General features: G+C 60.4%; 23 protein-coding genes. 13 read left to right on the top strand and 10 right to left on the bottom strand.

Features of this window, described 5'->3' with window-relative positions:
* The first annotated feature begins 130 nt into the window (after positions 1–130).
* Positions 131–679: an REP-associated tyrosine transposase gene (locus tag ACR0E6_RS19845; protein WP_480586516.1), complete on the top strand. Its 549-nt coding sequence runs from the start codon at positions 131–133 to the stop codon at positions 677–679.
* A gap of 128 nt (positions 680–807) precedes the next feature.
* Here the strand turns inward: ACR0E6_RS19845 and ACR0E6_RS19840 are convergent, their stop codons facing one another.
* Both ACR0E6_RS19840 and ettA read right to left on the bottom strand, forming a co-directional pair.
* Complete coding sequence (locus tag ACR0E6_RS19840) at positions 808–1,473, bottom strand: hypothetical protein (RefSeq protein ID WP_480586514.1); 666 nt, start codon at positions 1,471–1,473, stop codon at positions 808–810.
* A gap of 42 nt (positions 1,474–1,515) precedes the next feature.
* Positions 1,516–3,183: an energy-dependent translational throttle protein EttA gene (ettA, locus tag ACR0E6_RS19835; protein ID WP_480586511.1), complete on the bottom strand. Its 1,668-nt coding sequence runs from the start codon at positions 3,181–3,183 to the stop codon at positions 1,516–1,518.
* 138 nt (positions 3,184–3,321) lie between these two features.
* Here ettA and ACR0E6_RS19830 point away from each other — a divergent pair, with 138 nt between their 5' ends.
* The 3 genes from ACR0E6_RS19830 (at position 3,322) to dacB (ending at position 5,990) form a co-directional block, all read left to right on the top strand.
* Entirely contained in the window at positions 3,322–3,792 is a 471-nt protein-coding gene (locus ACR0E6_RS19830) for an MOSC domain-containing protein (protein ID WP_480586508.1), read from the top strand.
* A gap of 32 nt (positions 3,793–3,824) precedes the next feature.
* On the top strand, positions 3,825–4,445 hold the full coding sequence (locus ACR0E6_RS19825; RefSeq protein WP_480586505.1) for a nicotinate-nucleotide adenylyltransferase: 621 nt from the start codon (positions 3,825–3,827) through the stop codon (positions 4,443–4,445).
* 66 nt (positions 4,446–4,511) lie between these two features.
* On the top strand, positions 4,512–5,990 hold the full coding sequence (dacB, locus tag ACR0E6_RS19820; protein WP_480586502.1) for a D-alanyl-D-alanine carboxypeptidase/D-alanyl-D-alanine endopeptidase: 1,479 nt from the start codon (positions 4,512–4,514) through the stop codon (positions 5,988–5,990).
* Between the two features lie 5 nt (positions 5,991–5,995).
* On the opposite strand, the gene ACR0E6_RS19815 is transcribed toward dacB, so the two are convergent.
* From ACR0E6_RS19815 to ACR0E6_RS19795, 5 genes are all read right to left on the bottom strand, one after another.
* Entirely contained in the window at positions 5,996–6,418 is a 423-nt protein-coding gene (locus tag ACR0E6_RS19815; RefSeq protein WP_170455499.1) for a tellurite resistance TerB family protein, read from the bottom strand.
* A 148-nt stretch (positions 6,419–6,566) separates the two neighbouring features.
* The gene (gene nagA / locus ACR0E6_RS19810; RefSeq protein WP_480586500.1) at positions 6,567–7,706 is read right to left on the bottom strand and encodes an N-acetylglucosamine-6-phosphate deacetylase; all 1,140 of its coding nucleotides are present in this window, start codon (positions 7,704–7,706) and stop codon (positions 6,567–6,569) included.
* Positions 7,703–8,731, bottom strand: a complete 1,029-nt coding sequence (locus ACR0E6_RS19805) for an SIS domain-containing protein (RefSeq protein ID WP_170737118.1) — start codon at positions 8,729–8,731, stop codon at positions 7,703–7,705. Before ACR0E6_RS19805 ends, nagA begins: the two co-directional genes overlap by 4 nt.
* A gap of 19 nt (positions 8,732–8,750) precedes the next feature.
* A complete protein-coding gene (locus ACR0E6_RS19800) occupies positions 8,751–9,500 on the bottom strand; it encodes a GntR family transcriptional regulator (protein ID WP_170737116.1) in 750 nt (249 codons plus the stop codon).
* Complete coding sequence (locus ACR0E6_RS19795; protein WP_170522388.1) at positions 9,497–10,375, bottom strand: BadF/BadG/BcrA/BcrD ATPase family protein; 879 nt, start codon at positions 10,373–10,375, stop codon at positions 9,497–9,499. Before ACR0E6_RS19795 ends, ACR0E6_RS19800 begins: the two co-directional genes overlap by 4 nt.
* A gap of 162 nt (positions 10,376–10,537) precedes the next feature.
* Here ACR0E6_RS19795 and ACR0E6_RS19790 point away from each other — a divergent pair, with 162 nt between their 5' ends.
* The 6 genes from ACR0E6_RS19790 to ACR0E6_RS19765 all read left to right on the top strand — a co-directional run bounded on the left by ACR0E6_RS19790 (position 10,538) and on the right by ACR0E6_RS19765 (position 16,540).
* The gene (locus ACR0E6_RS19790) at positions 10,538–11,422 is read left to right on the top strand and encodes an N-acetylmuramic acid 6-phosphate etherase (protein WP_480586496.1); all 885 of its coding nucleotides are present in this window, start codon (positions 10,538–10,540) and stop codon (positions 11,420–11,422) included.
* A gap of 21 nt (positions 11,423–11,443) precedes the next feature.
* Complete coding sequence (locus ACR0E6_RS19785; RefSeq protein ID WP_480586493.1) at positions 11,444–12,697, top strand: ABC transporter substrate-binding protein; 1,254 nt, start codon at positions 11,444–11,446, stop codon at positions 12,695–12,697.
* A gap of 69 nt (positions 12,698–12,766) precedes the next feature.
* Positions 12,767–13,681 carry a carbohydrate ABC transporter permease gene (locus ACR0E6_RS19780; RefSeq protein ID WP_170455486.1) on the top strand — a complete coding sequence of 305 codons (915 nt, stop codon included), beginning with the start codon at positions 12,767–12,769 and terminating at the stop codon, positions 13,679–13,681.
* On the top strand, positions 13,678–14,517 hold the full coding sequence (locus ACR0E6_RS19775; protein WP_480586491.1) for a carbohydrate ABC transporter permease: 840 nt from the start codon (positions 13,678–13,680) through the stop codon (positions 14,515–14,517). Before ACR0E6_RS19780 ends, ACR0E6_RS19775 begins: the two co-directional genes overlap by 4 nt.
* Positions 14,514–15,548: a Gfo/Idh/MocA family protein gene (locus ACR0E6_RS19770; protein WP_480586489.1), complete on the top strand. Its 1,035-nt coding sequence runs from the start codon at positions 14,514–14,516 to the stop codon at positions 15,546–15,548. The genes ACR0E6_RS19775 and ACR0E6_RS19770 overlap by 4 nt, the downstream gene beginning before the upstream one ends.
* Positions 15,545–16,540, top strand: a complete 996-nt coding sequence (locus ACR0E6_RS19765; protein WP_170737105.1) for an ABC transporter ATP-binding protein — start codon at positions 15,545–15,547, stop codon at positions 16,538–16,540. Before ACR0E6_RS19770 ends, ACR0E6_RS19765 begins: the two co-directional genes overlap by 4 nt.
* A gap of 7 nt (positions 16,541–16,547) precedes the next feature.
* Here the strand turns inward: ACR0E6_RS19765 and ACR0E6_RS19760 are convergent, their stop codons facing one another.
* From ACR0E6_RS19760 to ACR0E6_RS19750, 3 genes are read right to left on the bottom strand one after another with little or no spacing between them, the layout of a single operon-like run.
* Positions 16,548–17,342, bottom strand: coding sequence for an iron chelate uptake ABC transporter family permease subunit (locus tag ACR0E6_RS19760; RefSeq protein WP_170455477.1), 795 nt, complete (start codon positions 17,340–17,342; stop codon positions 16,548–16,550).
* On the bottom strand, positions 17,342–18,088 hold the full coding sequence (locus ACR0E6_RS19755) for a metal ABC transporter ATP-binding protein (protein WP_480586486.1): 747 nt from the start codon (positions 18,086–18,088) through the stop codon (positions 17,342–17,344). The genes ACR0E6_RS19760 and ACR0E6_RS19755 overlap by 1 nt, the downstream gene beginning before the upstream one ends.
* Positions 18,089–18,090: 2 nt before the next feature.
* Positions 18,091–18,603 (bottom strand): transcriptional repressor, encoded by a 513-nt coding sequence (locus ACR0E6_RS19750; RefSeq protein ID WP_480586484.1) that lies wholly within the window; start codon positions 18,601–18,603, stop codon positions 18,091–18,093.
* 56 nt (positions 18,604–18,659) lie between these two features.
* On the opposite strand from ACR0E6_RS19750, the gene ACR0E6_RS19745 reads away from it, so the two are divergent.
* The 3 genes from ACR0E6_RS19745 to ACR0E6_RS19735 all read left to right on the top strand — a co-directional run bounded on the left by ACR0E6_RS19745 (position 18,660) and on the right by ACR0E6_RS19735 (position 22,618).
* Entirely contained in the window at positions 18,660–19,862 is a 1,203-nt protein-coding gene (locus ACR0E6_RS19745) for a zinc ABC transporter substrate-binding protein (protein WP_480586482.1), read from the top strand.
* A 243-nt stretch (positions 19,863–20,105) separates the two neighbouring features.
* The gene (locus ACR0E6_RS19740; RefSeq protein WP_480586480.1) at positions 20,106–21,266 is read left to right on the top strand and encodes a LacI family DNA-binding transcriptional regulator; all 1,161 of its coding nucleotides are present in this window, start codon (positions 20,106–20,108) and stop codon (positions 21,264–21,266) included.
* Complete coding sequence (locus ACR0E6_RS19735; protein WP_480586477.1) at positions 21,263–22,618, top strand: ABC transporter substrate-binding protein; 1,356 nt, start codon at positions 21,263–21,265, stop codon at positions 22,616–22,618. The genes ACR0E6_RS19740 and ACR0E6_RS19735 overlap by 4 nt, the downstream gene beginning before the upstream one ends.
* Positions 22,619–22,667 lie beyond the last annotated feature (49 nt).

The following is a 22,667-nucleotide window of genomic DNA, read 5'->3' as shown; positions in this document are numbered from 1 at the left end:
GCGCCGTGGAAGGAGACAGTAGGTCGAAATAGAAAAACGTAAGCCCTTTGCATATGGCATTGGGGTGGGCATGTGGCAAGGGTGGATTTGGTTAACGATTTGGTAGCCATGAGTGCGGCAGGATGCCCGCATGAGCAACTATCGCCGCGTTCGAATACCCGGAGCGAAGTACTTCTTCACTGTCTCACTGGCCGACAGATCATCGGATTTGTTGGTGCGAGACGTTGCACATTTGCGCGCGGCCTTTGCCGTGACTCAACGTGAGAGACCGTTCTGGTGTGATGCGTTTGTCGTGTTGCCGGATCATTTGCACGCGATTTGGACCCTGCCGCCGGGGGATGCGGATTATTCAACGCGGTGGGGAGCGATCAAGGCGCGGTTTACGCGCGGGGCGAAGGTGTCGGGAATGGTGGGGTGTAACCCCACCCTACGAACGGAGTCTAAAATCGCGAAGGGAGACGCCGGGATTTGGCAACGCCGGTTTTGGGAGCATACGATTCGGGACGAAAGGGATTACCGCAATCATATGGCGTATTGTTGGGGGAATCCGGTGAAGCACGGGTTTGTCGAGCGCCCGACCGATTGGCCGTATTCGTCAATCCATCGCGATATTCGTGCGAGTCGGGTTGATCCGGAGTGGAGTGGCGTGGTCACTGATGGCGCGTTCGGAGAGCCGTAGGATGGGGTTTCACCCCATCATTTGAGAGTTTGGGGTTTGGAAGTGGTTTGGTGCGCGGGAACAGATCGTGCGGGTGTTCGGGTAGGGTCGTTGAGTGAGTAATGGGGTGAAACCCCATCCTACGCTTGCTAGAAAAGGCACTCGGAGATATATGCTCCAAGACGTGCGACTTTGCTGCTGGAGCTTTCAATTGCAACGGTACAGGAAAAAACGAGCGCATTCTTCGACGAATAGCGAACCGGGACAATCACATACCGATTGAATCCTTCTTCGTGGCTCATGTTTGAGATAAAGAACACGCCGACGACCCCATGTGCGCCGTTATCGTCGCCAAAACTACTATTGGCGATGACGTCGTCAAAGAAGCGTTCTTGTTCGAATCTGACGGTGGAGTGCCACGATCCGTCGTGAAAGTCACCTACCTGCCGATATTCTCCCTGATTTCCCAAACTTGGAAGATAGCGGTCATCATGTCCAAGTTCGAACTCCACCACGTCCGGAAACTCTTCTGAGTAGTAAATGGCGTCAGGATGATCGCACGCATCATGATCCACGATGAGGTCGAGAACTACCAAAGACCATGCATTATCGTTCAAGAATTGAAGAAATTCCTGTCTTTCAGCTTCGCGATTTCCGAAGCCGTCGCTGACTTGTTCGGGTGAACAAGATGTAATGTGCGTGTTGAGGTAGGGTGCAGTTCTTGTGGCCCAAAAGTACTCATACAAACCTATGAAAGTCGCTAGCACCCCAATTGCCGCTAGCGACCATTTTGCGAAACGAAAAGCGGTGTTCATAAACCCCAAATGGGAATTTAGAACATTGATTTCAAGCGGAAATCACCGCGCAAACTTCTTATGCTTTAACCGTTTGGGCTCCAACGCATCCGGTCCCAACCGCCGCTTCTTGTCCTCTTCGTAATCCTCGAAGTTGCCCTCGAACCATTCCACGTGGGCATCACCCTCAAACGCCAGAATATGCGTGCAAATCCGGTCGAGGAAGAAGCGGTCGTGCGAGATGACGACGGCGCAGCCGGCGAAGTCGACCAGCGCGTCTTCCAGCGCGCGCAGGGTTTCGACGTCGAGGTCGTTGGTGGGTTCGTCGAGCAGCAGGACGTTGCCGCCCTCTTTCAACAGGCGGGCCATGTGGACGCGGTTGCGCTCACCGCCGGAGAGCAACGAGACCTTCTTCTGCTGGTCGCCGCCCTTGAAGTTGAAGGACGAGCAATAGGCGCGGGAATTGACCTGCGCGTCGCCCAGCTGGATGATCTCGGCCCCGCCTGTGATCGCCTCCCACACGGTGTCGCCGTCTTTAAGGTCGTCGCGGGACTGGTCGACATAGGACAGCTCGACCGTGTCGCCCAGCGTGATGGTGCCGCTGTCGGGCTGTTCCTGACCTGTCAGCATTTTGAACAGCGTCGATTTACCCGCGCCGTTGGGGCCGATGACGCCGACAATGCCGCCGGGGGGCAGGGCGAAGTCCAGCCCTTCGATCAGTTGCTTGTCGCCCATGTGTTTCGACAGACCCTCGACCTCGATCACCTTGCCGCCGAGGCGCTGGCCGTTGGGGATGACGATTTGGGCGCGGGTCAGCTTTTCGCGTTCGGACTGGTCTGCCAGCTCGTTATAGGCGTTGATCCGGGCCTTGGATTTGGCCTGCCGGGCCTTCTGACCCTGACGCATCCATTCCAATTCGCGCTGCAGGGTTTTCTGCTTGGACTTGTCCTCGCGCGCTTCCTGTTCTAGCCGTTTGGCCTTTTGTTCCAGCCATGCGGAATAGTTGCCCTCGTAAGGAATACCCCGGCCACGGTCGAGTTCCAGAATCCAGCCGGTGATGTCATCCAGAAAATAGCGGTCGTGGGTGACGATCAGGATGGTGCCCTTGTAGTCGATCAGGTGCTGTTGCAGCCAGGCGATGGTCTCGGCGTCCAGGTGGTTGGTCGGTTCGTCCAAAAGCAGCATGTCGGGCGCTTCCAGCAGCAGCTTGCAGAGCGCCACGCGGCGTTTCTCACCGCCCGAGAGGTTGGCGATTTTGGCATCGTCCGGCGGGCAGCGCAGCGCCTCCATCGAGACGTCGATCTGACTGTCGAGGTCCCAGAGGTTTTCCGCGTCGATGGCGTCCTGCAGGGTGGTCATTTCCTCCATCAGCTCGTCCGAGTAGTTCTCGGCGATCTCCATGGCGATCTCATTGAAGCGGTCGACCTTGGCCTTTTTCGCAGCCACGCCCAGCATGACGTTTTCGCGGACGGACAGGGATTCATCCAACTGCGGTTCCTGCGGCAAATAGCCGACCTTGGCACCCTCGGCGGCCCATGCCTCACCGGTGAAGTCGGTATCCAGACCGGCCATGATTTTCATCAGTGTCGATTTACCCGCGCCGTTGACGCCGACAACACCGATTTTCACGCCGGGCAGAAAGCTCAGGTGGATGTTTTCAAAGCACTTCTTGCCACCGGGATAGGTCTTTGAGACACCCTGCATGTGGTAGACATATTGATAGGCGGCCATGTCGCGTCCTCTGGGTCGGGGAAATTGGGTTAAACCGCTGGATATCTGAGGCGGGCGGGCGGGGCAAGCTGGTGCTTTTGTGAATTTCGATTGGTGTCGGACTCACTTAAACAGGTTTGGCTGAACAAGGGGTGCGAATTGTCTGAACTGGCAGAGTTGATAGCAGGTTGGTCGCAGCCGGGGAGCGTCGAATGGATCGGGTTGCGCCCTGACCGGCGGGCCGCAATGGTCACTGCGAAAGAAGCGGTGATCTCGGAGGTCGGCCTCACCGGCGACCGCAGCCGCGCAGGCAAACGGGCGGTGACTCTGATCCAGCAAGAGCATCTGGCGGCGATTGGGTCGTATCTCGGGCAGGGGCCGGTCGCGCCAGAGATTCTGCGGCGCAATCTGGTGGTTTCCGGGATCAATCTGGCGGCGCTAAAGGGGCGAGAGGTGCAGGTGGGCGAGGCCGCTCTGCGCTTTACCGTGATTTGTGCGCCGTGCAGCCGGATGGAGGAGGCGCTGGGCAAAGGGGGTTATTCTGCCGTGCGGGGGCATGGTGGTTGGTGTGCGGAAGTCCTCCGGCCCGGGCGCGTCAAGCTGGGTGATGCGGTGCAACCGGTTGATTGACAACGCCCGCCAGTTCTGAACATCAGCGTGGGATGGAGCGATACGACATTCCATATGCGCGGCCCGGGCAGGTGATCGGGTTGTTCGGCGGGTCTTTTGATCCGCCGCACAAGGGCCATGTGCATGTGACGCTTGAGGCGATGAAGGCGTTTGGGCTGGATCGGGTGTGGTGGCTGGTGTCTCCGGGGAACCCGTTGAAGGAGCGCGGACCGGCCCCTCTGGCGCAGCGGGTTGAGGCCGCGCGGGGGGTCATACAGCACCCGGATGTCGAGATCACGGATATCGAGGCGCTGACCGGAACGCGAGCGACGGCGGACACTCTGGCCGCGCTGCGCCGGTTATATCCGCAGGTCAAATTCGTCTGGCTGATGGGGGCCGATAATCTGGCGCAGTTTCATCGCTGGAAAGACTGGCGGCAGATCATGGACAGCGTGCCGGTGGGTGTGGTGGCGCGTCCGGGGGATCGGATCAGTGCCCGGATGTCGCCTGCGGCGCGACTCTATGCCCGCTACCGGATCGACGGGCAGGCGCGGCATTTGCTGGGGCGGGCACAGGCTCCGGCCTGGTGTTTCGTGAATGTACCGATGGTCGATGTCAGCTCGACCGAGTTGCGCAATCGCGGCGATTGGCGCAACGGAGTGTTGCCGGAATAGCCACATCACCTGCATATTATCATGCGATGGTTGTCTGATTTTAATCTCTGGGATTTTAATTGCCCCATGGTTGATCGCATTTCACGACGGTTTTTTCTGGGGGGTATCGGGGCGTCCCTGATCCCGGCGACGGGATTGGCGCAGGGCCCTTTGGTCTCGCTTCGGCCGCAGGCGCGCGGGCCGCAGCTGACCGGCGCCGAACGTCTTGTCCGGGCGGCCGGTCTGAAAGGCGACGTCGTGTTCGCGGTGGCCGATGTTGGCACCGGTGCGCAGCTTGAGGCATTTCAGGGAGAGATGGGATTGCCGCCCGCCAGTGTGGGCAAGGCGCTGACGGCGCTTTACGCGCTGGACGTGCTTGGACCCGATCACCGCTTTGAAACAACCCTGATCGCGGATGGGCCGATTGAAAACGGCATATTGCAGGGGGATCTGATTCTGACAGGCGGAGGCGATCCGTTGCTGGACACCGACCATCTGGCCTCGATGGCGGCCAATCTGCGCGAGGCGGGTATTACTGAGGTGCGCGGTGCGTTCAAGGTCTATGACGGCGCGCTGCCGTTCGTGTTCAGCATCGATCCCGGACAGCCGGATCATCTGGGCTACAGCCCGGCCATCAGCGGTATTTCACTGAATTTCAACCGGGTTCATTTCGAATGGAAGCGGGACGGCACCGATTACGACGTGACAATGGATGCCCGCACCGCCAAGTATCGCCCGGATGTTGACATGGCAACGATGCGGGTCGAAGGGCGCAGCCTGCCGATTTACACCTATCAACCTAGTGCGCGGCAGGATCGGTGGACCGTCGCCAAAGGGGCCTTGGGCAATGGTGGCGCACGTTGGTTGCCGGTGCGCAAACCTGCGCTTTATGCGGGGGATGTGTTCAGAACTCTGGCCCGTGCCAACGGGATCGTTCTGGATCGGGTTGAAATCACACGCGAGGCGCCGGAAGGCACCACGTTGGTGGTCCATCAAAGCGACAGCTTGGACACTATCCTGCGCGGAATGCTGAAATACTCGACCAATCTGACGGCCGAGATGGTGGGAATGGCGGCGACCAAGGCGCGCGGGGTGATGCCGCAGGACCTTGCGAAATCGGCAGCAGAGATGAACCGCTGGGCGCTTGAGACCTATGGTGCCGATCAGATTGCAATGGTGGATCATTCCGGGCTGGGCGACGCATCGCGTATGGCGCCGGGGGCTTTGGTTGCGGCCTTTGTGCAGGCGCGCAAGACCGGGGCGTTGCGGCCCTTGCTGAAGCCGTTTTCCCTGACCGACAAGAACGGCAGGCCCGTGAAGGATCATCCGATCAAGGTGGACGCCAAAACGGGGACGTTGAATTTCGTTTCAGGTCTGGGCGGCTTTCTGACAACGGCGGATGGATCGGAACTGGCCTTTGCGATCTTTACCGCAGATGTCGATCACCGCGCGACGATCCCGCGTGCCCTTCGCGAACGCCCCGAGGGCGCGCGTGCCTGGAACCGGCGGTCGCGCAAATTGCAACGGGCGCTGATTGAGCGCTGGGGCGCGCTTTACGGCAGTTGAAACCGTCAGACCACGTGACGGGCGCGTGCGCCACGCTCAATGGCGGCGGCGTGCAGGCGGTCAATGCTCAGCTCATACCGGATTTCTTCCAGCAGGCGCAGCTCGGTCTCGGCCAGTGATCCGTCGGCAGCGGCCACGTCGCAGGCCAGCGCATAGGCGGTTTCATTCAGACGCTCGGGCAGGTTGTCCCGGATCAGGCCAAACAAGGCGTCCAGACCATCTTCCTGCTCGAACAGGTCGAACACGATTTGCGAGACATGCCGGGTGCGGTCCGCGTCATACCCGGCAAAGACCGGCAGCATGTTCACCGCGCCCTGGATCTTGACCAGCTCAGCCGTGCGGATGTTTTCGTCCGATGCGGAGACCGCGACCATGATCGCCACAAGGCAATCCTGCGGGGACATGGGATGAGGGGTTTGATCGGTCATGAGCTACGTCCTGATTGAAGGCCTTCAGAGGCGCACGATAGGCACCGGTGTGCGCGGGTTCAACAGCTTGTTTGGTCGCAGATCGCGCGGCGATAAGATTTGATAAGGACCTGAGCGGGATGGGTCATCCCTGTCCTGCACGTCATTGTCAGTCGAACGTGGAGACTGATGAGAAGTCCGAGGCGATGCGGATCATACCCGACAACTTGCCCTCACCGATCTTGAGGCCCTCGCATTGCTGTCCAATCAAGGCGGCGGGGACCGAGGTTGCAGCTTGCAAGGCGTCCTCTGGCGGGATGCCGACTTTGTTGACCATCACGCCCAGTGCTGTGGTCAGATCCAGATCAGCGCCCGCCAAAGTGCCATCCGACAACGTCAGGATCCCGTCACGACGCAGGATCGTGCGCCCGTTCAGTTGGAACTCAGTTTCGCGTGTCCCGGCCACAGCCATGGCGTCGCTGACCAGATACAGCCGACCCGGCCCGCGCTTGGCCGCCCACGCGGCGCGGATTGTCTCCGGGTGAACGTGAACGGCATCGGCAATCAACCCGGACGAGGCCGCACCATTGGCCAGAACCGCGCCAACCAACCCCGGTTCGCGATTGCCCAGCTGGCTCATGGCGTTGAACAGATGCGTCGCACAGCGCGCGCCAGCCGCGAAGTAGCGCATGCAGGTGTCGAAACCGGCGTCTGTGTGCCCCAGCGAAACCAGCGCTCCGGCCTCGGTCAACGTGCTGACATGCTGTTCGGACACGGATTCCGGGGCGATTGTGACTTTCAGGCAGGGCAAATTGGCGGCGGCAGACAGCAAGGCATCAAGATCTTGCTGCCCCATCGGTCGGATCAGGCTGGCGTCATGCGCGCCTTTTCGGGCAGCCGACAAATGCGGCCCTTCCAGATGCAAACCGGCAATGCCGGGAATACCCGCGCGAAGGGCTTGGATGGCAGCATCTATGGCAGCCTGAGTTTTATCGGCGGTATCCGTAATCAGTGTCGGTAGCAGCGAGGTGACCCCCAACCGGCGATGGGTGCGGGCCATTCGGCGCAGCGTGTCTACCGAGGGATCGTCATTGAACAACAGCCCATCGCCGCCATTGACCTGCAGATCGACATAACCGGGGCTCAGAATATCTCCGCCAAGGTCAACGACACGTCCCGCGTTAGAGATGTGCGTATCCGGCCCGAACTCTGCCACGCGCCCATCGACGACCCGCAGCGCGTGGTTCTGCCACAGCTTTGACCCGTCAAAAACAAGCCCATTCCGGAATGTCGCCACATCCTGTGTCATACCGTTTCCGTTACCTTGTTCAGATGCCGCGGCGTGTCGGGGTTGATCCCGCGCTGGACCGCCACGGTTTCAACCATCCCGTAGAACGAAACGATGGCCGCAATCGGGTCGGTCAGCCAGTGATCGGTTCGCACATAAGGCAGGCGCGTCGCCGTGTTGACCTTGTCGGACAGGGCAAACACGCGCGCGCCCTTGGCGGCCATTGCGTCCGCCGTCTGCGCGACGCTGTCTTCAGCTGCGTCTGCGGCAGCAAAGGCGATCACGGGAAAGTCCTGCTCGACGATCGAGACCGGGCCATGCAGCACCTCGGCCGATGAATAGCTTTCGGCGTGGATCAGGCAGGTCTCCTTGAATTTCAGCGCGGCCTCGTTCGAGATCGCCCAGCTTGGCCCCCGGCCCAGCGTAAACAACGATCGGCCGTCGACGGCCTCTGCCGCAGCGGACCAATCGCATTGGGTCGCCGCCTCCAGCCTTTCCGGCAGGGTCATGATCGCTGCGATCAGCGCGGCGTCCTTTTTGATTTCGGCTATCAACCAAAGGCCCGCGACCAGTGACGTGACGAAGGTTTTCGTTGCCGCGACGCTCAGCTCGGGGCCTGCGTGGATCGGCAGCGTGGTGTCGGCAATTCCGGCCAGCCGGGACGTCGAGTCATTGGTGATCGCAACCGTAAATCCGCCGGTCTTGCCCAGCACTTCGGTCATGCGCGCGATGTCGGGGCTTTGCCCGGATTGCGAGATCGAGATGCACAGGGCGCCTTCGGCCTGCAACGCGACATCGTAGATCGAACTGACGGATGGGCCGACCGATGCCATGGGGCGTTTCAGGATCAACTCGCTGGCGTATTTCAGATAAGTGCAGGCGTGATCCGAAGACCCCCGCGCCACGGACAGCAAATAGCGCGGGTCGATCTGCCGCGCCGTATCGGCGGCTTGCGCGATCGCGTCACCGCCCTGGGTCAGAAGCCTGTCGACAGCGCCGGGGATTTCCAGAATCTCGCGGCGCATCTGCGTGATTTGATGTGGCATTCAGATCGGCCTTTCCGGTCTACAAGCGCAATTCGGCGACGAAATCATACGCATCGCCGCGATAGATGGAGCGGGTGAGTTCCGCGACCCGCCCGCTGTCAAGGAATGAGGTGCGTTCGATGCGCAACCCGGCATCCCCTTCGGCAACATCCAGCAACTCGGCCTCGCGCGCTTCCAGATTGATGGCCGAGATTTTCTGCACCGCGCGCGTCGGGCGGTTGCCGGACTTGGCGAGCAGATCATACAGGGACGTGGACACCTCGGTCGGATTGGGCAGCAAATCCAGCGGCAGCGCGGCGCGTTCCAGTGCCAGCGGGCGCCCATCCGCCTCGCGCAGGCGATAGATGCGCGAGACCTGATCGCCGGTGGCAAGATCCAGCGCCGCCACCTCTTCGGGTGTAGCCATGAACACGCCGCGTTCCAGCCAGCGAGAGGTCGTCTCCATCCCCCGCCGGGTCATGTCTTCGGTGAATGAAGTCAGTTGCTTTAGCGACTGCTCCATCCGTGTCACCGGTTCGCGAATGAACGAGCCAGAACCTTGCCGCTGTTCGATTAGACCTTCACGGACAAGTTCCTGAATGGCCTTGCGGACGGTGACGCGGGACAGGTCGGTAATTTCGGCCAGTTCGCGTTCGGGCGGCAGGGACGAGTTCGGTGGTAGGATACCCGAGGCGATGCCTTCTTCCAGACGCCGCCTGAGCTGCACATAGCGTGGCCCGCCGGTTTCGCCGAGCCAGGTCTTAGACCGCAGGAATTCGATGGCGCTCATGCGATGACCTCCTCAGCGAAATCACGGGCCAATGACAGAGCGCCGTCCAGAGGCGACTTGAGCGGTTGGGTCACGCAGTCCTGCATCGAGGTCGGCAGATACGCGCGGAATTCCGGGCCGATCCCGCCGGTCAGACAGACGGGAAGTCCGGGCGCCCAGCCGATCTGTTTCAGGCTGCGTTCAATCTCATCCGCTCCGGCCTGCATGGTGGATTGGGCTAGATGATCGCCTTCTGCCGCCAGTTCGGTGACGGTTTTCGCCAATTCGCCAAACTCATGCGGGCGGGCGGTTGAGGCGAAGTGAACAAGCCCTGCTGGGGATTGGAATTGGGTCAGAAAACGTTGGGCCACGGGGGCATCCGGAATGCGACCATCCACGCTTTCCAACGTCAGGCGCAGGGCGTTTCGGCCGATCCATTGTGCCGAGGCTTCGTCCCCAAGAACAGGGCCCCAACCGCCTGCGAATTTCGCGGTTGCACCAAACTGTGCGGCATAAAACGACCCCGTCCCGCAATGGGCCAGAACGCCGTCCTGCCGTCCCAATGCGCCGCGCAAAGCGGCGCGCCGGTCGTCTTCGATGCGCAGGTGCGACAAGGGCAGGGCCTGTCGCAACCGATCCGCGATGGCTGGCCCGGTCACGCCTGCCAGCCCGACAAAGGCCGGTGTGTTGTGGATCACGTCTTGAGGCAGGCCGGATTTGGCTGCCAGCAAGTCCAAACCTTGCACAATCGACCGGACGGTGCCGTCAAAATCGCTGGATACATTGGCCGATCCGGTCTCGACCGAGGTCACGGTTTGCCCCTGCGCCAGCGCGATCCGGCACCGGGTGCCTCCGCCATCGATGGCGAGAATTGGGGTTTGAGATTCGGCAGCCATAGGAGACTCCATTAAGATACCTGTGCGGGTAAGTAAATACCTTTTAAATACCAAAAACGCGAAAATCGCCTGTATTTTATCGCCAGGAAGGTCTCAAAAAGATTCTTGTGGACAAAAGGTATTATAAAGGTATTGTTTCCGGAGTTGGAGGGGGGGAATCAGGTGCATTCCACACAGACAGAAGCGTTGCACGGATTGGCAAAGGGGCTGGATGCACGCCCGTTGGCCGATGTTGCGGCTGTGCTGGCGGATGCACAGATCGAGGCCGCGACGGCGGTCCGGGCTGCCGTTCCCGAAATTGCTGCCGCAGCGGCGCAGATGGCGACGACCCTCCGTGGCGGTGGCGTCCTGCACTATGCGGCGGCGGGGTCTTCCGGGTTGATGGCGGCTGCAGATGCGCAGGAGTTGGGCGGAACCTTCTCGATCCCGCCTGCGCAGTTGCAGATCCATTTCGCGGGCGGTTTGCCAACGGGCGTCGAAATGCCGGGCGCAACCGAGGATGATACCGCCGGGCTGGACCGTGATCTTGAGACCCTGACGGCGCGCGACCTGCTGATCGGCGTTTCGGCCAGCGGCACGACGCCTTTTACCGTCGAAGCCGCCCGGATCGCCCGGTCCCGAGGGGCCGCCGTTGTGGGGATCGCCAATAATGCGGGCTCGACCTTGCTGGAGCTCGCGGATCACGCGATTTGCCTGAGCACGCCGCCCGAAGTGCTGTCCGGCTCGACCCGAATGGGCGCGGGGACGGCGCAGAAAATTGCGCTGAACATGCTGTCGACGCTGATGGCGATGGAATTGGGCCATGTTCATGACGGGATGATGGTCAACCTGCGGGCCGATAACGCAAAACTACGGGCGCGTGCAGCGTCTATGGTGGCGCGGATCGCGGGCGTTGATGTTGCTGCGGCATCCGCCGCGCTGGATCAGATCGGGGGGCAGGTCAAGCCCGCTGTTCTGGTGGCAAACGGGGTTGCCCCCGATGCGGCCCATGCGCTGCTTCATGAAACCGAAGGAAACCTGCGGGCCGCGTTATCGCGGCTTGAATGACAATAACTTGGGAGGACTATGATGAAACGCAATTCACTAACGCTGGCGCTGGCCACCACTGCCCTTGTGGCAACGGGCGCCTATGCCGAGGACGTCACGCTGACCATTGAAAGCTGGCGCAACGATGACCTGACATTGTGGCAGGACAAGATCATCCCGGCCTTTGAGGCCAAGCATCCCGGCATCAAGGTCCAGTTCACGCCCTCTGCACCTGCCGAGTACAATGCCGTTTTGAACTCGAAGCTCGACGCAGGGTCTGCGGGTGATCTGATCACGTGCCGTCCCTTCGATGCCTCTTTGGCGCTGTATGAGGCGGGGCACCTGACCGACCTGTCTGATCTGGATGCGATGGGGAACTTCTCGGACGTGGCGAAATCGGCATGGCAGACGGATGACGGATCGGCCAGCTTTTGCGTGCCGATGGCGTCGGTGATCCACGGGTTCATCTACAACAAGGATGCCTTCGCTGAACTGGGTCTTGAGGCTCCGACCACCGAAGATGAGTTCTTTGCGGTGCTCGATGCTTTCAAGGAAGACGGCAATTACATCCCGATGGCCATGGGCACGAATGACCAGTGGGAAGCGGCCACCATGGGCTATAACAATATCGGCCCGAACTATTGGAAGGGCGAAGAAGGCCGTCTGGCTCTGATCGCGGGCGAGCAGAAGCTGACCGACGCGCAATGGACTGCGCCTTATGCGACGCTGGCGCGCTGGGCGGATTATCTGGGCGACGGGTATGAGGCGCAGACCTATCCCGACAGTCAGAACATCTTCACCCTGGGACGCGCAGCGATTTATCCCGCCGGTTCGTGGGAGATTTCGGGCTTCAACGCGCAGGCCGATTTCGAGATGGGCGCGTTCAAGCCGCCGGTCCAGAATGCGGGCGACACTTGCTACATCTCGGATCACACCGATATCGGCATTGGAATGAACGCAGCCAGCGAAAATTCCGAGGCCGCGCGCACTTTCCTGGCCTGGGTTGCCAGCCCTGAATTCGCCGAGATCTTTGGCAATGCCCTGCCGGGTTTCTTCCCGCTGTCCTCGACCCCGGTCGAGTTGGAAGACCCGCTTGCCAAGGAAATCGTCGGGTGGCGTGGCGAGTGTGAAAGCACGATCCGTTCGACCTATCAGATTCTGTCGCGCGGTACGCCGAACCTTGAGAATGAAACCTGGGGTGCCTCGGTTGCCGCCATCAAGGGCAGTGCCTCACCGGACGAGCTGGGCCAGCAGCTTCAGGATGGTCTGGCCAGCTGGTACGCGCCGCATCAGTAAGCCCACCGCTGTTGCACACATCCCGGGCGCATCTGTCGCCCGGGTCCTTCTACCCCCGGAGATCGAACCATGAACCCCGGCCGCATTCGCTGGCATATCGTCGTATTCCTTGCGCCAGCCGTGATCGTCTACACCGCCGTGATGATCTTTCCCCTGTTCAACACCCTGCGTCTGGCGCTGTATTCGCGCATCGATCAGGAGAGGGTGTTTGTCGGGCTCGACAATTTCAGAACGCTGTTTTTCGATCCCATCTGGGCCGAGCAATTCTGGAACGCGCTGGGCAACAATTTCTGGTTCTTTCTCATCCACATGCTGGTACAGAACCCGATCGGCATCGCGTTGGCTGCGCTGCTCAGCCATCCGCGCCTGCGCTTTGCTGCGCTTTATCGGTCGGCCATCTTCATCCCAACGATCCTGTCTTTTGTGATCGTCGGGTTCGCCTGGAAGCTGATCCTGTCACCCATCTGGGGCATCGCGCCATCAATGCTGGATGCGGTCGGGCTGAAATTTCTGTTCGCGCCGTGGCTGGGCAAAGAGGAATACGCCCTGACGACGCTGGCGCTGATCTCGGTCTGGCAGTTTGTCGGTATTCCAATGATGCTGATCTATGCCGCGCTGCTGACCATACCCGAAGAGATTCTTGAGGCCGGAGAAATAGACGGCATCACCGGAATGTCCGCGTTCTGGAAGATCAAACTGCCGCTGATCCTGCCCTCGATCGGGATTATCTCGATCCTGACTTTCGTGGGGAACTTCAACGCGTTTGACCTGATCTATGCCGCGCAGGGCGCGCTGGCCGGGCCAGATTTCTCAACCGACATTCTGGGTACCTTCATGTACCGCACCTTCTTCGGCTTCCAGTTGCAACTGGGCGACCCGCATATGGGATCGGCCATCGCAGGGGCCATGTTCGCGATCATTCTGGTGGGCGTCTGTATCTACCTGTTCGGTATCCAGACCCGGATGCGGAGGTATCAGCTATGAGCAAAGCGCGTACGAATCCATTGAACGCATTCGGGATGCACGGGGCGCTGATCCTGTACACGCTGATCGCGCTGTTCCCGGTCTTTGTCATCCTGATCAACAGTTTCAAAACTCGCAAAGCGATCTTTCGTGAGCCGCTGGCTTTGCCCGATGCCGACAGTTTCTCGCTGATCGGGTATCAGACGGTCATGAAGCAGGGGGATTTTTTCCTCTACTTCCAGAATTCGATGATCGTGACGGTCGCGTCGCTGTTCCTCATCCTGCTGTTCGGCGCGATGGCGGCCTACGCGCTGAGTGAATACCGTTTCAAAGGCAACCTGCTGATGGGCCTGTATCTGGCGCTGGGCATCATGATCCCGATCCGCATCGGCACCGTTGCGATCCTTGAGATGATGGTCGCCACCGGTCTGGTCAATACGCTATGGGCGCTGATCCTGGTCTACACGGCGCAGGGGTTGCCGTTGGCGGTGTTTATCCTCAGTGAGTTCATGCGGCAGGTTTCAGACGATCTGAAAAACGCGGGCCGGGTCGATGGGCTGTCGGAATACGCGATCTTCTTCCGGCTGGTCCTGCCACTGGTGCGCCCGGCCATGGCGACGGTTGCGGTGTTCAACATGATCCCGATCTGGAACGACCTCTGGTTCCCGCTGATCCTTGCCCCGGCTGAGGAAACCAAAACGCTGACGCTGGGCTCTCAGGTCTTCATTGGCCAGTTCGTGACCGACTGGAACGCAGTCTTGTCGGCCCTGTCGATGGCGATCCTGCCGGTGTTGATCCTGTACGTAATCTTCTCGCGGCAATTGATCCGCGGTCTGACTTCGGGGGCTGTCAAATGATCCGTGTTCTTGTTGCCGGTCTTGGGAATATGGGCCTGAGCCACGCGCTGGCCCATCACCACCACCCGAAGGCCGAGATTGTTGGCCTGGTGAACCGCAGCGGAGAGGTCTCGCATCCCGATCTGGCCGGGTATCCCGCGTTTGACGATTTCGAGGCGGCGCTGGCGGACACCACTCCGGACCTTGCCGTTATCGCAACCTATACCGACACCCACGTGGACTATGCCTGCAAGGCGATGGAGGCAGGGGCGCATGTGTTTGTCGAAAAGCCTCTGGCCATGACCGTGGCCGATGCCAAACGGGTTGTCGAAACCGCGCAGCGCACCCGGCGCAAACTGGTCGTCGGGTACATCCTGCGTCATCACCCGTCGTGGATTCGGTTGATCGAAGAGGCGCGGGGGCTGGGTGGGCCATATGTCTTCCGCCTGAACCTGAACCAGCAATCCTCGGGCGCGGAGTGGGAGACGCATAAGGCGCTGATGCAGACCACCAGCCCGATTGTGGATTGCGGCGTGCATTACGTCGACGTCATGTGCCAGATCACCGATGCCGATCCTGTCCGCGTGCATGGCATGGGCCTGCGCCTGACCGACGAGATACCGGAAGAGATGTATAATTACGGCCAGTTTCAGGTCGTCTTCGCCGATGGCTCAGTCGGGTGGTACGAGGCCGGCTGGGGTCCGATGATGTCCGAGACAGCGTTTTTCGTAAAAGACATCGTCTCGCCCAACGGATCGGTCTCGATCACGGATGGCAACAAAGGCGCGTCTGCAGATATCGACGGCCACACCAAGGTTGGCAGCATTCTTGTGCACAGGCAGGATGGGGACCGCACCGTCGAGATGCCGGATGAGCCGGGCCATCAAGAGCTCTGCGATGCCGAGCAGGCCTACATGTTGCGCGCCATCACGGACGACATCGACCTGACGCGCCACATGAACGACGCCGTGCAATCGCTGGCCATATGCCTGGCCGCGGATGAAAGCATTCGCACCGGCCACCCTGTATCTCTGAAGGAGGACGCCACATGACCGCGCTGACCCTGAAAGATGTGAACAAGTCCTTTGGTGAGGTTCACGTTCTGAAAGACATCAATCTTGACGTGGAAGAGGGCGAGTTCGTCGTTTTCGTCGGCCCCTCGGGCTGTGGCAAGTCCACCCTGCTGCGCGTGATTGCGGGGCTTGAGGATGCAACCTCGGGCGAGGTGCGGATCGGCGATGAGCTGGTCAATCTGACCCCACCGTCCAAACGCGGGATCGCGATGGTGTTCCAAAGCTACGCGCTCTATCCGCATCTGAACGTGCGCGGGAACATGACGCTGGCCCTGAAGCAGGAAGGTCAGTCCAAGGCGGTGATCGAAGAGCGTATCGCCAAGGCCAGCCAGATGCTGGATCTGGGCCCCTATCTGAACCGCTACCCGTCCGAGCTGTCCGGTGGGCAGCGTCAGCGGGTCGCCATCGGCCGTGCCATTGTGCGCGAGCCCAAGCTGTTTCTGTTTGACGAACCGCTGTCCAACCTTGATGCGGCGCTGCGCATGAATACGCGGTTGGAGATTGCAAACCTGCATCGTCAGCTTGGCGGGTCGATGATTTACGTCACCCATGACCAGACCGAGGCGATGACCTTGGCCGATAAGATCGTTGTCCTGCGTGACGGGCGCGTCGAACAGATCGGCTCGCCGATGGAGCTGTATAACAACCCGGCCAACCAGTTCGTTGCCGGGTTCCTGGGCTCACCTTCGATGAACTTCTTCCCCGCCGGGTTGATGCAGGACGGGGATGACAGGACCATGGGTGTGCGCCCCGAGGATCTGGTGCTGGACGACAACGGCACGCTTCAGGCCAAGGTCAGCCATGTCGAACATCTGGGCGGCGACACCAATGTCATTGCCAAGGTTCGGGATCACCAGATCACCGCCCGCCTCTTCGGGCAGCATCGGGTCGAAGAAGGGCAGGACATCCGCCTCGCCTTCAATCCGCAGAGCGTTTACATGTTCGACCAAAGCGGCGCGCGGTTGTCCTGAGCTTTGATCAGGTCTTGCGCCCTTGCCAGCCCAGCAGGCTGAAACAGGCGAACAGCACAGCCGCCACGCAGACGATTGAGGGGCCGGCTGGCGTGTCGAACACATAAGCCGCCCTCAGGCCGACGATCGATGAGGTCGTCCCGATAAGGGCGGCAATCACGGCCATGGACTCGGGCGATCGCGCCAGACTGCGCGCGGCGGCGGCTGGGATGATCAGCATGGCGGCGATCAGAAGCACGCCGACCACCTTGATCGCAACCGCGACTGTTACCGCCAGCGACAGGGTCAGGATCAACTGCTCGCGCTTGGGGTTGTAGCCGCTGGCATAGGCCAGTTCCTCGTTCAGCGTCGCGGTCAGCAGGTGGGACCAACGCCAAGAAATCAGCGCCACCACCAAAGCGGCTCCACCCCAGATGACGGCCAGATCGCTTTTGGAAACGGCCAGAATATCGCCAAACAGATAGGCCATCAGGTCGATCCGCACCCCGGACAGGAACGAGACGGCGACTAGGCCGAAGGCCAGTGCCGAATGGGCCAAAACACCCAGCAGCGTGTCCATGGCGTAGCCTTTGCCGGACAGCAGCGTGACTGCCAGCGCCATCACCAAAGCAACGGCCAAAGCCCCGGTGAACACAGACATCTGGAAGGTCAACGAAAGGGCAACGCCCAGAATTGCGGCATGGGCGGTTGCATCGCCAAAATAGGCCATTCTGCGCCACACGACGAAACAGCCCAGCGGGGCGGCGGCAAAGGCCACACCAACGCCAGCAAGCGTTGCGCGGGTCATGAAATCATCAAGCATTATTCTGCAGCTTCCTGAGAGTTCGGGCCATGATCATGTTCGTGATCATGATCATGGTCATGACGATACAGCGCCAATGCACCGCCTGTCCCGGTGCCAAACAGCGCCCTGTATTCGGGGGCCGAGGCGACCACGGCGGGCGAGCCTTCGCAGCAGACATGACCGTTCAGACAGATCACGCGGTCCGACGCGCTCATGACCACATGCAGTTCATGGCTGATCATCAGGATGGCGCATCCGGTTTCCCGGCGCACGTTTTCGATCTGGCGGTAAAAGGCGGCAGAGCCGGGTTGGTCCAGCCCTTGAGTGGCTTCATCCAGCAGCAGAACTTCGGGTCGGTTGATCAGCGCACGCGCCAGCATGACCCGCTGAAACTGACCGCCGGACAGCTGCGACATCTGCCGTTTCAGCAGGTCCGGGACACCGGCGGTTTTCAGGGCCGCCGCGCAATCCTGTTTTGAAACCCGATCCGTCAGGCGCATGAACCGCTCGACCGAGATCGGCAGCGTCGGATCGATATGCAGCTTTTGCGGCACATACCCGATCCGCAGCCCTTTTTTGAGCGTGATATGCCCCGCAGCGGGTTGGGTCGCGCCAATGATGGCGCGCAGCAGGCTGGTTTTGCCCGACCCGTTCGGACCCACGATGGTCACGATCTCGCCCGGCTCAACGGCCATGTTTACGTGGCGCAATACGGTGTTTGCGCCGTAGCGGACGCTGAGATCCTTTACAGAAACCAAAGTCATGATCAGGCTTTCTCGGTGCAGTCGGGGCAGATGCCTTCGGCTTCGACGACGGTGCGTTCGATCTCGAACCCGACGGCGCGCGCGGCAGCGCCTAGCGCGCCTTTGGCGGGGGCGGAATACGCCTCGGCCACGGCATCGCATTTGCGGCAGATCATGAAGGCCGGGGAATGCGAAGCCCCGGGATGCGCGCAGGCGACAAAGGCATTCAGTCGCTCGATTTTATGGGCAAACCCATGCTCGACCAGAAAGTCCAGCGCACGATAGGCCACCGGCGGTTGCGACCCGAACCCTTCCTCGCGCAAACGGTCGAGAATCGCATAGGCCCCAAGCGCCCGATGCTCTTGCAGCAACATTTCCAGAACCTTCTGCCGCACAGGTGTCAGGCGCAGCCCTTCTGCCTGGCAATGCGCCTGGGCATTGGCCAATCCGGTTTCAACGCACGAGGCGTGGTCGTGCTTGTTGAACCCAAGCAGGGTGGCCCCTTCGGCCGTGGCGGGCGGTGTCTCACTTGTCATGTTATTATATATCATGTATTTCGCTGGTAACGTTATAAAATCACATAGGGTTCCCGATGTCCAGAAAGCTCCTTCCCGTTTCGATCACAGCCGCGTTGATGGGGGGCACGGCGATTGCCGATGTGCCGAATGTGGCAGTTGATATTGCGCCGGTGCACTCGCTTGTGGCGCGGGTCATGCAAGGTGTTGGCGAGCCGGACCTGATTATCCCGGCCGGGGCATCCCCGCACGAATACAACCTGCGCCCATCCGAAGCTGAGGCGCTGCAAGAGGCGGATCTGGTGTTTTGGCTGGGTGAGGATCTGACGCCCTGGATGGAAAGCGCAGTCGAAACACTGGCCGAAGGTGCAACTGTTACGACGCTGCTTGAGGCCGACGGCACCGTTCTGCTGGATTTCCGTGAAAGCGCGCTGTTTGAGGCGCATGATCACGGGGACCATGATGACCATGATGATCATGACCACGAAGACCACGCGGATGACGATCATGACGACCATTATCACGACGATCATGAAGATCACGCCAAGGATGATGACCACGATCATGACCATGATCACGACCACGATGATCATGCCAAAGATGAAGACCATGACCATGATCACGAAGATCATGCGGACTTGGATGGTCACGACGACCACGATCGCGACGACCACGATGATCATGCCGACGCCAAGGATCATGATGACCATGATCATGAAGACCATGCGGGGCATGACGACCATGACGATCACGACGGCCATCACCATGGCGCGCATGACCCGCACGCCTGGCTGTCGCCCGAAAACGCCGGAACTTGGTTGAACGAGATCGCGGCCCAACTGTCAACGGCAGACCCTGATAATGCCGGTGCCTATTTCGCCAATGCGGCCGCCGGGCGGGAAGAGCTTGAGGCGCTTTCGACCGAGGTTGCACAGATGTTGGACCCCGTTCGCGGCGGCAGTTTTATCGTCTTCCACGATGCCTATCAGTACTTTGAGGACGCGTTTGATTTGCCCGCCTCGGGTGCGATCTCGATTGGCGACGCAGCCGATCCCAGCCCCGCGCGGATTACCGAGATTCAGGGCAGGATCACGGAAGAGGGGATCGATTGCGTTCTGGCCGAGCCGCAGTTCAATCCGGGGATCATTGAAACCGTTCTGGGCGGCACCGACGCGAATACCGGCGTCATTGACCCGCTGGGCTCGGACCTTGAACCCGGCGTGGACCTGTACCCTCAGGTCATCCGGAACATGGCAAAGACCCTGGCCGAGTGCCTTTAATTCCTGATCATCCCGGACAATGCCGAGAGAGTTGTCCAGGATATCCAAAGTTGGGGGTGACGCGGGTTAACTGTTCCGTTTCGTCAAAAGTGGCGTTGCCTCCAACAACCGGCTGAGGCCGGCTGATAACTCCGGAAAATCCTGCATTCCTACCACGTGAAGTTGTGCCCTTGATTGGCGCTACAGCGCGGCTGATAAGATTTTCTGTTGCCGAAACCGGTTTCGGCAACAAAAAATGAAGACATGGGAGCGAATCTTACAAATCGGCAATACGAAACGGCGGGTGAAAATCCGCAATCTTCGCGCCGTGTAAAGATCAATGAACTTGCGGCCCGTCTGGGCTTGTCCAAAAGCACGGTTTCGCGGGCTTTGAACGGTTATCCGGACATTTCCGAAACCACCCGAAAGCGGGTCGAAACCATGGCGCGCAAGCTTGGGTATCGCCCGCTCAGCCACGCGCAGGCCATTCGGACCGGGCGTGTTCGGGCGCTGGCCATGGTGCTCAACACAGATGAGCCGGACGGTCACAACCCGTTCCTGCAAGAGTTTCTGGCAGGCGCATGCGAGGCGGCCAGCGGTTTCGGCTGGACCATGACGATTTCAACGGCGCATTCGGAGCAGGACACGCTCAAGGTGCTTGGCCGTCTGGTCGAGGAACACAAGGCAGACGGCTTTATCCTGCCGCGTACCGCCGTCAACGACGCGCGGGTTCGGTTCCTGCGCAATCTGGGCGTGCCGCATATCCTTTATGGGCGCACCGGCTATGGCGGGGCCAAAGTGCCGGATGATATCTCGTGGTTCGATATTTCGGGCGAATCCGCGATGCTCAAGTCGGTTCTGCGGCTGGCAAGCCATGGGCATACGCGCATCGGCTATGTCGGCAGCGATCCCAAGTTCAACTACAGCCATCTGCGTCGGGACGGATATATCGAAGGGCTGCGCATTGCCGACCTGCCATTCGACCCCGATCTGATCCGCGAAGGCGCGCGGACACGCGAAGAGGGCGCAATCGAAGCGCGTGCCCTGATGGCGCTGAACCGTCCGCCAACTGCGATCATCTTTGCCACCGATCTTGCGGCATTGGGCTTCTATCCCGTTGCTGCTGACCTTGGCTTGCAGATTGGCCGGGACGTTTCGGTGACCGGATATGACGGTGTTCCGGAGTGCCAGTACGCCAACCCGGCCCTGACAACCTTCAGCGTCGATTCTCGCGCTGCGGGTGAGCGTCTGGCCACCCTGCTTATCCGTCAGATCCGGGGCGAAGCACCGGGCACACTGCGCGAGCTGGGTGAGGCGATGCTGATCGAACGGGCCTCGGACGGTCCGCCGCTGCTGGGCTCGGACGCGCTGGCAACGAAAATCAAAGAGACGACAGAAAGTAAATTGGGAGGAAACCAATCATGAAACTCACGCCGAAAGCAGCCAAGCTGATGTTAGGCTCGTCCCTGGCATTGGCGCTGACCGCGATGTCCGTGCAGGCGGATACGATCCGCTTCTGGACCACCGAAGAACAGCCCGAGCGTTTGGCCAAGCAGCAAGAGATGGCCGATCAGTTCAAAGCCGAAACAGGCACCACGGTCGAGGTCATTCCGATCACCGAAAGCGATCTGGGCACGCGCGCAACAGCCGCGTTTGCCGCCGGGGACCTGCCCGATGTGGTCTATCACCCGCTGCAATACGCGCTGCCCTGGGCCGAGGCCGGAATTCTGGACACCGAAGCCGCAACCGAAGTGATCGAAGAGCTGGGGGCAGATACGTTCGCTCCTGGCGCGTTGGGAATGGCTGCGTTCAACGATGAAACCGCATCTGTTCCGGTGGATGGATGGACCCAGATGGTGGTCTATCGCAAGGACCTGTTCGAAGGGGCCGGTTTGGATGCGCCGGACAGTTTTGCGGGCATTCAGGCCGCGCTGGAGGCTTTGCATAACCCGCCCGAGATGTATGGCTTTGTCTCGGCCACCAAGGTTGACGAGAACTTCATGAGCCAGGTGCTGGAGCATGTCTTCCTGGCCAATGGCGTCTCACCGGTTGGTCCTGACGGGTTCCAGCCGCTGGATGAGGCCAAGACCACCGAGGTTCTGGATTTCTACAAAGCCATCTCGCAGGCGTCACCTCCGGGTGAGCTGTATTGGAAGCAGTCGCGCGAGCTGTATTTTGACGGCAAGGCCGCGATGATCATCTGGTCGCCCTTCATTCTGGACGAACTGGCCGGCCTGCGTGACAGCGCCCCGCCGACCATCAACGACGATCCGACCTCGCGCGATCTGGCCAGCAAGACCGGCATCGTGACCAAACTGTCGGGCCCGTCGAACCCTGACGGTGCGGCTTGGGGCGATGTGCGGTACTTTGGCATCACCAACGACGCGGATACCGATGCGGCGATGGAGTTCGTGAAATTCGCCATGGACGAAGGCTATACCCAAACACTGGCCATCGCGCCCGAGGGCAAATTCCCGGTCCGTCGCGGCAACGCCGACAACCCGACTGCGTTTTCCGAGGCGTGGGCGGATCTGCCTGTAGGTGTCGACCGCAAAGCGCCGCTGGGTGAGCTGTACGAACAGGCCATGATCGACGAAATCGTCGGCGGTCTGGACGTGGCCCAGCGCTGGGGCGTGGCCGAAGGCCAACTGGCGCTGGCCTCGAAAATGGTCAACAGCCAAGCGATTAACCGCGTTGTCCGTCAATATATCGACGGCGAAATTGACGCCGCAGCTGCTGTTGCAGCCATGAACGAAGAACTCGCCAAGGTCGAGTAACGCCACCTTCCAATGGCACTGCAGCGGCGTTCGCGCCGCTGCCCCCATC

Source organism: Ruegeria sp. AP12 (genome assembly GCF_056540025.1).
This window is presented reverse-complemented; position numbering and strand designations above follow the sequence as displayed.

What these genes read in the sequence shown, in the direction of transcription:
- ACR0E6_RS19845 (WP_480586516.1), top strand. Translation starts at nt 131, where the DNA reads ATGAGCAACTATCGCCGCGTTCGAATACCCGGAGCGAAGTACTTCTTC.
- ACR0E6_RS19840 (WP_480586514.1), bottom strand. Translation starts at nt 1,473, where the DNA reads ATGAACACCGCTTTTCGTTTCGCAAAATGGTCGCTAGCGGCAATTGGG.
- ettA (WP_480586511.1), bottom strand. Translation starts at nt 3,183, where the DNA reads ATGGCCGCCTATCAATATGTCTACCACATGCAGGGTGTCTCAAAGACC.
- ACR0E6_RS19825 (WP_480586505.1), top strand. Translation starts at nt 3,825, where the DNA reads ATGGAGCGATACGACATTCCATATGCGCGGCCCGGGCAGGTGATCGGG.
- dacB (WP_480586502.1), top strand. Translation starts at nt 4,512, where the DNA reads ATGGTTGATCGCATTTCACGACGGTTTTTTCTGGGGGGTATCGGGGCG.
- ACR0E6_RS19815 (WP_170455499.1), bottom strand. Translation starts at nt 6,418, where the DNA reads ATGACCGATCAAACCCCTCATCCCATGTCCCCGCAGGATTGCCTTGTG.
- nagA (WP_480586500.1), bottom strand. Translation starts at nt 7,706, where the DNA reads ATGACACAGGATGTGGCGACATTCCGGAATGGGCTTGTTTTTGACGGG.
- ACR0E6_RS19805 (WP_170737118.1), bottom strand. Translation starts at nt 8,731, where the DNA reads ATGCCACATCAAATCACGCAGATGCGCCGCGAGATTCTGGAAATCCCC.
- ACR0E6_RS19800 (WP_170737116.1), bottom strand. Translation starts at nt 9,500, where the DNA reads ATGAGCGCCATCGAATTCCTGCGGTCTAAGACCTGGCTCGGCGAAACC.
- ACR0E6_RS19795 (WP_170522388.1), bottom strand. Translation starts at nt 10,375, where the DNA reads ATGGCTGCCGAATCTCAAACCCCAATTCTCGCCATCGATGGCGGAGGC.
- ACR0E6_RS19785 (WP_480586493.1), top strand. Translation starts at nt 11,444, where the DNA reads ATGAAACGCAATTCACTAACGCTGGCGCTGGCCACCACTGCCCTTGTG.
- ACR0E6_RS19780 (WP_170455486.1), top strand. Translation starts at nt 12,767, where the DNA reads ATGAACCCCGGCCGCATTCGCTGGCATATCGTCGTATTCCTTGCGCCA.
- ACR0E6_RS19775 (WP_480586491.1), top strand. Translation starts at nt 13,678, where the DNA reads ATGAGCAAAGCGCGTACGAATCCATTGAACGCATTCGGGATGCACGGG.
- ACR0E6_RS19770 (WP_480586489.1), top strand. Translation starts at nt 14,514, where the DNA reads ATGATCCGTGTTCTTGTTGCCGGTCTTGGGAATATGGGCCTGAGCCAC.
- ACR0E6_RS19765 (WP_170737105.1), top strand. Translation starts at nt 15,545, where the DNA reads ATGACCGCGCTGACCCTGAAAGATGTGAACAAGTCCTTTGGTGAGGTT.
- ACR0E6_RS19760 (WP_170455477.1), bottom strand. Translation starts at nt 17,342, where the DNA reads ATGCTTGATGATTTCATGACCCGCGCAACGCTTGCTGGCGTTGGTGTG.
- ACR0E6_RS19755 (WP_480586486.1), bottom strand. Translation starts at nt 18,088, where the DNA reads ATGACTTTGGTTTCTGTAAAGGATCTCAGCGTCCGCTACGGCGCAAAC.
- ACR0E6_RS19750 (WP_480586484.1), bottom strand. Translation starts at nt 18,603, where the DNA reads ATGACAAGTGAGACACCGCCCGCCACGGCCGAAGGGGCCACCCTGCTT.
- ACR0E6_RS19745 (WP_480586482.1), top strand. Translation starts at nt 18,660, where the DNA reads ATGTCCAGAAAGCTCCTTCCCGTTTCGATCACAGCCGCGTTGATGGGG.
- ACR0E6_RS19740 (WP_480586480.1), top strand. Translation starts at nt 20,106, where the DNA reads ATGGGAGCGAATCTTACAAATCGGCAATACGAAACGGCGGGTGAAAAT.
- ACR0E6_RS19735 (WP_480586477.1), top strand. Translation starts at nt 21,263, where the DNA reads ATGAAACTCACGCCGAAAGCAGCCAAGCTGATGTTAGGCTCGTCCCTG.